General features: G+C 70.8%; 7 protein-coding genes. 1 reads left to right on the plus strand and 6 read right to left on the minus strand.

Annotation, left to right across the window (positions count from 1 at the left end):
- The 5 genes from V6M46_RS14460 to V6M46_RS14480 all read right to left on the minus strand — a co-directional run.
- Positions 1–707: cysteine desulfurase family protein (locus V6M46_RS14460; protein WP_332666370.1), on the minus strand; the 707-nt coding region annotated here is incomplete at its 3' end.
- A 1-nt stretch (position 708) separates the two neighbouring features.
- Positions 709–1,551, minus strand: coding sequence for a carboxylating nicotinate-nucleotide diphosphorylase (gene nadC / locus V6M46_RS14465; protein WP_332666372.1), 843 nt, complete (start codon positions 1,549–1,551; stop codon positions 709–711).
- Positions 1,544–3,082 carry an L-aspartate oxidase gene (gene nadB / locus V6M46_RS14470; protein WP_332666373.1) on the minus strand — a complete coding sequence of 513 codons (1,539 nt, stop codon included), beginning with the start codon at positions 3,080–3,082 and terminating at the stop codon, positions 1,544–1,546. Before nadB ends, nadC begins: the two co-directional genes overlap by 8 nt.
- Before the next feature lie 10 nt (positions 3,083–3,092).
- Entirely contained in the window at positions 3,093–4,352 is a 1,260-nt protein-coding gene (gene nadA / locus V6M46_RS14475) for a quinolinate synthase NadA (RefSeq protein ID WP_332666375.1), read from the minus strand.
- Positions 4,349–5,035 (minus strand): NUDIX hydrolase, encoded by a 687-nt coding sequence (locus tag V6M46_RS14480; RefSeq protein WP_332666381.1) that lies wholly within the window; start codon positions 5,033–5,035, stop codon positions 4,349–4,351. The genes nadA and V6M46_RS14480 overlap by 4 nt, the downstream gene beginning before the upstream one ends.
- Positions 5,036–5,177: 142 nt before the next feature.
- Here V6M46_RS14480 and V6M46_RS14485 point away from each other — a divergent pair, with 142 nt between their 5' ends.
- A complete protein-coding gene (locus tag V6M46_RS14485; protein ID WP_332666377.1) occupies positions 5,178–6,692 on the plus strand; it encodes an ATP-dependent DNA ligase in 1,515 nt (504 codons plus the stop codon).
- A gap of 185 nt (positions 6,693–6,877) precedes the next feature.
- On the opposite strand, the gene V6M46_RS14490 is transcribed toward V6M46_RS14485, so the two are convergent.
- The coding region (locus tag V6M46_RS14490; RefSeq protein ID WP_332666379.1) for a helix-hairpin-helix domain-containing protein at positions 6,878–7,903 on the minus strand (1,026 nt) is incomplete at its 5' end.

Raw genomic sequence — 7,903 nt, forward strand, 5'->3', positions numbered from 1 at the left:
TTCTCGGTGCCTGAGCGGCGACCGGACTCCTGCCCACCACCGTGGATCAGCGGCTCGAACCGGGTGCCACGCCGGACGTACAGGACTCCGATGCCCTTGGGCGCACCGAGCTTGTGCCCGGAGATGCTCATCGCCTGCACGCCGAGCCGCTCGACGTCGAGGTCGAGCCAGCCGGCTGCCTGGACGGCGTCGGTGTGGAACGGGACTCCCCGGTCTGCGGCCAGCCGCGACAAGGTCTCGATCTGCTGGATCGTGCCGACCTCGTTGTTGGCGTACTGGATGCTGACCAGCGTCGTGTCGCTGCGCAGGGCCTCGGCCAGTGCCGCGGGCTGCACCATGCCGTCGTGGTCGACGTCGAGGGCCGTGACGTCGTAGCCGAGGCGGCCGAGGAACTCCGCCGACTCCAGCACCGCCGGATGCTCGATCGACGACACGATGATGTGCTTGCCGCGAGGATCCGCCAGGGCGATGCCCTTGATCGCGGCGTTGTCGGACTCGGTGCCGCCCGACGTGAAGGTGACCTCCGAGGCACGCGCGCCGAGCACCTGCGCCACGTCCGCGCGGGCCTGCTCGAGCGCCCGGCTGGCGGACTCGCCGACCTCGTGGTGGCTCGACGGGTTGCCGAAGTCGGGCCCGAAGTAGGGCCACATCGCCTCCAGCACCTCCCGCTTGAGCGGGGTGGTGGCCGCCTCGTCGAGGTAGATCATGTCAGGACACCGTGATGTCGAGTCCGAGGTCGAGCGCCCGGACGCTGTGGGTCAGCGCGCCCACCGAGATGATGTCGACCCCGGTCCGGGCGACCTCGCCGATCGTGTCGAGCGTGATGCCACCGCTCGCCTCGACGATCGCGCGGCCGGCGATCTGCTCGACCCCGGCCCGCAGGTCGTCGAGGCTGAAGTTGTCGAGCATGATCGTGCCGGCTGCTCCGGACTCGAGCACCGCGTCGAGCTGCTCGAGCCGGTCGACCTCGACCTCGATGTGCGTCGTGTGCGGGAGATCGGCCTTGGCCTGGCGCAGCGCCACGGTGATGTCGGGGATCACCGCGAGGTGGTTGTCCTTGGCCATGACGGCATCCGACAGGGAGTAGCGGTGGTTGTGCCCGCCGCCGCAGCGTACGGCGTGGCGCTCGAGCGCCCGCAGGCCCGGCGTCGTCTTGCGGGTGTCGACGACGCGCGCCTGGGTGCCGGCGACGGCTTCGACGTACGTCGCGGTGAGCGTCGCGATGCCGGTCATGCGCTGCACCAGGTTGAGTGCGACCCGCTCGGCCTGCAGCACCGCGCGCGCCGGGCCCTCGACGCGGGCCAGCACGGCACCGCTGTCGAATCGGTCGCCGTCGGACGCCTCGAGCGTGACCTTGACCGTGGCGTCGAGCGTCGTCATCGCGACCTCGAACACCTCGGCGCCGGCGAACACACCGGGCTCACGCGCGACCAGGTCGGCTCGGGCCACGGCCGACTCCGGAACGAGGGTCTGCGAGGTCAGGTCGCCGAACGGGGCGTCCTCGTCGAGCGCCATGTCGACGACGCGCTGGATCTGCCGGCGCTCAAGCATGCTGCGGCGCGATCGAGGAGTGCCGGGCCTGGGCGGGATCGCTCTCGGGAAAGTCGGTGCGGAAGTGGCCGCCGCGCGACTCCCGGCGGGCCAACGCGCTCGCGACGACGGCGCGGGCCACGACGAGCAGGTTGGCGTCCTCGGCGGACTTGGCGTCGGTGGCCGCCGGCGCGCGCCACTCGGCGAGCCGCGCGAGCGCACGCTCGAGGTCCTCACCGTTGCGCGACAGGCCGGCGGCGTCCCACATCAGCTGCTGCAGGTCGCTGCGGTTGACGTCGTCGCCGTCGGGATCGTCGGCGAGGTCGACCTCGATCGGTGCGGGCCAGTCGGCGTCAAACGCGGTCATCGGCGCCGGATCGCCCAGGCCCTCGATCACCCGGGTGCCGTAGACCGCGCCCTCTAGCAGCGAGTTGGACGCAAGCCGGTTGGCCCCGTGCAGCCCGTTGCAGGCAGCCTCGCCGACGGCGTAGAGGCCGGGGATCGAGGTGCGTCCCCACTCGTCGGTGCGGATGCCGCCCATGTAGTAGTGGGCGGCGGGGGTCACCGGGATCGGCACCTCGCCCCAGTCGAAGCCCTGCGCGCGGCACGCGGCGTCGATGTTGGGGAACCGCCTGGCGAGGAATTCGGCACCGAGTCCCGTGGCATCCAGGCGTACGGGGATGCCGGACTGCTTGGCCATCTGGGCGGCGATGCCGCGGGCGACGACGTCACGCGGCGCGAGCTCGGCGTCGGGGTGCACGTCGAGCATGAAGCGCTGGCCCGCGGTGTCGATCAGGGTCGCACCCTCACCACGTACGGCCTCTGACACCAGGAAGTTGCCCGGGGCGTCGAGCGACGTCGGGTGGAACTGGTAGAACTCCAGGTCCGCGGCGACGGCGCCGGCCCGCAGCGCCATGCCGAGTCCGTCGGCCGTCGCGACTTCGGGGTTGGTCGTGTAGGGGTAGAGCTGGCCGGCGCCACCCGTCGCGAGGATCACCGAGTCGGCACGCACCTCCTCGCCGTCGAGCAGGCGTACGCCGACGGCCGTGCCGCCCTCGATCATCACGTCGACCACGGTCGTACGCTCGCGGATCGTCACGTCGCTCTCGCGGAGGCGGTCGATCAGCGCGTACGCGATGCCGGCCCCGGTGGCGTCTCCCCCGGCGTGCAGGATGCGCGCATAGGTGTGAGCGGCCTCGAGACCATGGGACAGCTCGCCGTCGTGCCGGTCGAACGGCACACCGCGGGCGATGAGCTCGTCGATCGCCTCGGGTCCGTCGGCGCACAGGATGCGTACGGTGTCCTCGTCGCTGAGGCCGGCGCCGGCGACCAGCGTGTCGCCGACGTGCGACTCGATCGTGTCGCCCAGGCGGGGCGCGCCGGGATCGCTCATCGCGTCGATCACCACGGCGACGCCGCCCTGCGCGTAGCGCGTGTTGCTCTGGGCCAGGTCGGCCTTGGTGAAGAGCGTGACATCGTACGCGCCGGCGGCCTCCAGCGCGGCGGTCATGCCGGCCACCCCGCTGCCGACGACGATGATGCTGTTGCGCATGGCGAGGTCCTTACTTCGGGAGCGCTGCGAGCATGCGCTCGAGCGCGACCTTGGCGTGGGTGGCGACGTCGTCGGGGACGATGATCTCGTTGCGGAGCTCTCCGGCGACCAGGCCATCCAGCGTCCAGGCGAGGTAGCCGGGGTGGATGCGGTACATCGTCGAGCAGGGGCACACCACGGGATCGAGGCAGAAGATCGTCCGGTCCGGGAACTCGGCGGCGAGCCGGTTGACCATGTTGACCTCCGTGCCGATCGCGATGACGTCACCGGGCTCGGACGCGATGACGTACTTGCGGATCGCATCGGTCGACCCCGCGGCATCCGCCGCGTCGACGACCGGCATGGGGCTCTCGGGGTGCACGATGACCTTGACCCCGGGGAAGTCGGCGCGAGCCTTGTCGATCTGGGCGACCGTGAAGCGCTTGTGCACCGAGCAGAAGCCGTGCCACAGGATGACCTTGGCATCGTTGAGCTCCTCGACGGTGTTGCCGCCGAGCTCCTTGCGCGGGCTCCACATGGGCATCTGCTCGAGCGGGATGCCCATCGCCTTGGCGGTGTTGCGGCCCAGGTGCTGGTCGGGGAAGAACAGCACGCGCTGGCCGCGCTCGAAGGCCCACTCGAGAACCGTCGCGGCATTCGAGGAGGTGCAGACGATGCCGCCGTGCCGGCCGCAGAACGCCTTGAGCGCGGCCGAGGAGTTCATGTAGGTCACCGGGATCACGGGCTGCTTGCCGTCGGCGTCCAACTCCTCGCCGTAGACCGCCATGAGGTCCTCCCAGCACGCCTCGACCGAGTCCTCGTCGGCCATGTCGGCCATCGAGCAGCCGGCGGCGAGGTTGGGCAGGATCACGTGCTGCTCCGGGCGCGCCAGGATGTCGGCGGTCTCGGCCATGAAGTGCACGCCGCAGAAGACGATCGTGTCGGCGTCGGGCTTGGTCAGCGCCGCGTTGGCGAGCTGGAACGAGTCACCCACGAAGTCGGCGTACTGGATGACCTCGTCGCGCTGATAGAAGTGGCCGAGGATCACGAGCCGGCTGCCGAGCTGCTCCTTGGCCGCGCGGATGCGGGCGTGCAGCTCATCGTCGGTCATGCGCTGGTACTCGGCGGGCAGCTGCCCGGGGCGTACGACCGGGTCGGGGATGACGTCGTTCTCCGACGCGCCCGGGCCGTAGCCGGGGAACGTGTCGAACTCCCACGGCCCCTTGGCGAGCTCGACGTCGCAGCTGGTGTCTGGTGCGGCGACGATCAGGTCGTTGATGGAGGTGGTCATCTGCGCTCCTCGGGGGCGTTTGACGGTGGTCCTGCCTCGAAGCGGAACAGGGCCGGAGGTCGGTGACTCGTGCCCTGCAGGCAGGTGCCGGTGGGGACGAGGGTCTTGCTGGCCAGCGCCTGGCGGCGGAAGTTGGCCGGATCGAGATGCGTACGCAGCACGGCCTCGTGCACGGCCCGCAGCTCGGCGAGGGTGAACTCGCGGGGCAGGAATCCGTGCGCGATCGGCGTGTAGGTGATCTTGGCGCGCAGCCGGGCAAGGGCGTAGTCGACGATCTCGGTGTGGTCGAACGCCAGCGGCGGCAGCTCGTCGGCGACGAACCACTCGACGTTCTCGCCGTCGACGGCCCGGGCGACCTCGTGGGGCTGCACGAGGGCCCAGTAGACGATCGACACGACGCGGTCGTCGGGCGACCGGTCGAGGCTGCCGAAGGCGTACAGCTGCTCGAGGTAGTTGGGGGTCAGCCCGGTCGTACGCTCGAGGGTGTTGCGCGCGCTGCCGGCGAGGTCCTCGTCGGCCTCGAGCGGTCCACCGGGCAGCGCCCACTGGCCCTGGTAGGGCTCGCGGATGCGGCGCACGAGCGGCAGCCACAGCGTCATGAGGCCGCTCTCGGGGTGCGGGCGGAGCGCGAAGATCACGGTCGAGACCGCGAGCGAGACCCGCTGGTCGATCGCCGACTGCATCGTCACGTGCGCGCCTTCCCGCTCTCGGCCTGACTTAAGGTTGCCATGACTCTAAGGTCACCCTAGCCGTCCACTTAAAGTCATGTCAACCCTAAGTCGTGGCACCGCTTGCATTGTCGGTGGCGCAGCCAATGATGGGGGCATGCTCCTCGCTGACGTCGTCGCCACCTCCGCTGCGGTCGCCGCCACCCGGTCCCGTACGGCGAAGGTCGCCGCGCTCGCCGACCTCCTGCGCCGTGCAGCCGACACCGGGCCCGACGTCGTGCCGATCGTGACGTCCTACCTCGCCGGGGCGCTGCGCCAGCGACGCACGGGCCTGGGCTGGCGTTCGTTGCAGGACCTGCCCGATCCCGCGTCCGACCCGGCCCTCGAGGTCACCGAGGTCGACGCAGCGTTCGAACGCATCGCTGTGCTGGCCGGGGCGGGCTCACAGATCGCGCGCGCCGACGCCACGCGACAGCTGTTCGCCCGGGCCACGGCCGACGAGCAGCGGTGGCTGCGCGGCCTCGTCACCGGCGAGGTCCGCCAGGGTGCGCTCGACTCGTTGGTGCAGGAAGGGCTGGCCGTCGCCGGTGGTGTCTCCGCCGCTGCCGTCCGTCGAGCCGCCATGATGGCCGGGTCCACGGTCGACGTCGCCACTGCAGCGTTGACCGACGGGGAGGACGCGCTGGCGGCGTTCGTGCTCGAGGTCGGCCGGCCGGTGCTGCCGATGCTGGCCTCGACCGCTCCGACGGTCGAGGCAGCGATGGCCAAAGCCGGTGGCGGCGATGTCGCGATCGACACCAAGCTCGACGGCATCCGCATCCAGGTGCACCGTCGCGGTGACGACGTGCTCGTCGTCACGCGTTCCCTCGACGACGTGACGGACCGCCACCCCGAGGTCGTCACCATCGCCCGCGGCCTGCCCTGCCACGATGTCGTGCTCGACGGCGAGGTTCTCGCCCTCGGCCCCGACGGCCGGCCGCGACCGTTTCAGGAGACCGCGTCCCGCGCGGCGACCGCGGGCGGCACGGTCCGGCTTACGCCGGCGTTCTTCGACCTTCTCCATCTCGACGGTCAGGACCACGTCGACTCCCCGACCGCGGAGCGCCTCGCCGCGCTCGAGCGCGTCGTTCCCGAGCAGCACCGCGTCCCGCGGCTCATCACCGCCGACGCCGGCGCGGCCGAGGAGTTCGCTGCCCAGGTGCTGGCCCTCGGGCACGAGGGCGTGGTCGTGAAGAGCCTGACGTCGTCCTACGCCGCAGGCCGGCGTGGGACCAGCTGGGTCAAGGTCAAGCCCGTGCACACCCTCGACCTCGTGGTGCTGGCGGTCGAGCGAGGCTCCGGCCGGCGCAGCGGCTGGTTGTCCAACATCCACCTCGGCGCACGCGATGGCGACGGATTCGTCATGCTCGGCAAGACGTTCAAGGGCATGACCGACGAGATCCTCGCGTGGCAGACCCAGCGGTTCCGCGAGCTGGAGATCGACGACAATGGCTACGTCGTCACGGTCCGGCCCGAGCAGGTCGTCGAGATCGCGTTCGACGGCGTCCAGCGATCGACCCGATACCCCGGCGGCGTCGCGCTCCGCTTCGCCCGCGTCATCCGCTATCGCGACGACAAGTCACCCGCCGAGGCCGACACGATCGACACGGTCCGCGCATTCCTCCCCGTCTGACCCCGCGATCGGTGAGGAGAGGGTTCCGGATCGGTGACGAGAGGGTTCCGGATCGGTGAGGAGAGGGTTCCCCACGAGCTCTGCGAGTAGGGGCGGGTTTGGGACCGCACACATGGGCCACAACCCTCTCCTCGGTGGGCCACAACCCGCCCCCTACTCGCAGAGCTCGTGGGGGACCCCCATCCTCAGCGGAAGTTGCGGCCCTGGTGCTTGGCGGGGATCGCGGCGGCGGCCTCGGGATAGACGGTCTCGATGCGCTCGAGCTTGTCGGCGACCAGGTTGGTGACGCCGTCGAAGCGCTCCAGCTTGCCGCGGATGATCAGGCCCGCGGAGTTGCGGGCGACCCGGCGATGACGCTGCCACAGCGCCTGGGAGCACACGACGTTGAGCATCCCGGTCTCGTCCTCGATGTTGAGGAACGTCACGCCTTCGGCCGTCGCGGGACGCTGCCGGTGCGTGATCAGGCCGGCAACCTTGACCCGGCGGCCGGACTCGGCGTCGGCAAGCCCGGCGACGGAGTGGATGCCCTCCGACGTCAGCAGGGGGCGGAGGAACTCGACCGGATGCTTCGAAGGCGAGATGCGGGTCGCCCACAGGTCGGCCATGGTCTCCTCGACCTCGGTCATGCCCGGCAGCATCGGCGGGGGTGACTGGACCGAGGTGCCCTCGAGCTGGTCGGGGTTCTCGACGTAGCCGGCGTTCCACAATGCCTGCCGGCGCGACAGGCCGAACACGTCGAACGCTCCCGCGGTCGCCAGCGACTCCATCTGCGCGACGGTCAGCCCGGCCCGCCGCGACACGTCGGCCATGTCCTTGTACGGCTGCCGGTCGCGCTCGGCCACGATGCGGCGGGCGATCTCGAGGCCCACGCCCTGCACCTCGTCGAGTCCCAGGCGTACGGCGAAGCCACTGTCTCGGCGGTGCTCGGCGGTCGGGTCGGGTGTGCCGCGGACGAACCTCGGGACCGCCGGCTGCTCCCGCGCGAGGCAGCTGTCGAGGCCCGTGGCCTCGGCGGACTCCTGCACTTCGAGGTCGGCCTGGGCCTGCGAGTGCATGATGTCGGGCCGCAGGATCGTGACGCCGTGGTGCCGGGCGTCGGTCACGAGCGACTGCGGCGAGTAGAAGCCCATCGGCTGGTTGCGCAGCAGCGCCGCGAGGAACGCCGCGGGATAGTGCAGCTTGAGCCACGAGCTGGCATAGACCAGCAGCGC

Origin of the sequence: Aeromicrobium sp. (assembly GCF_036676885.1) — a bacterium.
Taxonomy (GTDB): Bacteria; Actinomycetota; Actinomycetes; order Propionibacteriales; family Nocardioidaceae; genus Aeromicrobium.

Coding starts and splice junctions, on each gene's coding strand:
- nadC (WP_332666372.1), bottom strand. CDS start 1,551: ATGCTTGAGCGCCGGCAGATCCAGCGCGTCGTCGACATGGCGCTCGAC.
- nadB (WP_332666373.1), bottom strand. CDS start 3,082: ATGCGCAACAGCATCATCGTCGTCGGCAGCGGGGTGGCCGGCATGACC.
- nadA (WP_332666375.1), bottom strand. CDS start 4,352: ATGACCACCTCCATCAACGACCTGATCGTCGCCGCACCAGACACCAGC.
- V6M46_RS14480 (WP_332666381.1), bottom strand. CDS start 5,035: ATGCAGTCGGCGATCGACCAGCGGGTCTCGCTCGCGGTCTCGACCGTG.
- V6M46_RS14485 (WP_332666377.1), top strand. CDS start 5,178: ATGCTCCTCGCTGACGTCGTCGCCACCTCCGCTGCGGTCGCCGCCACC.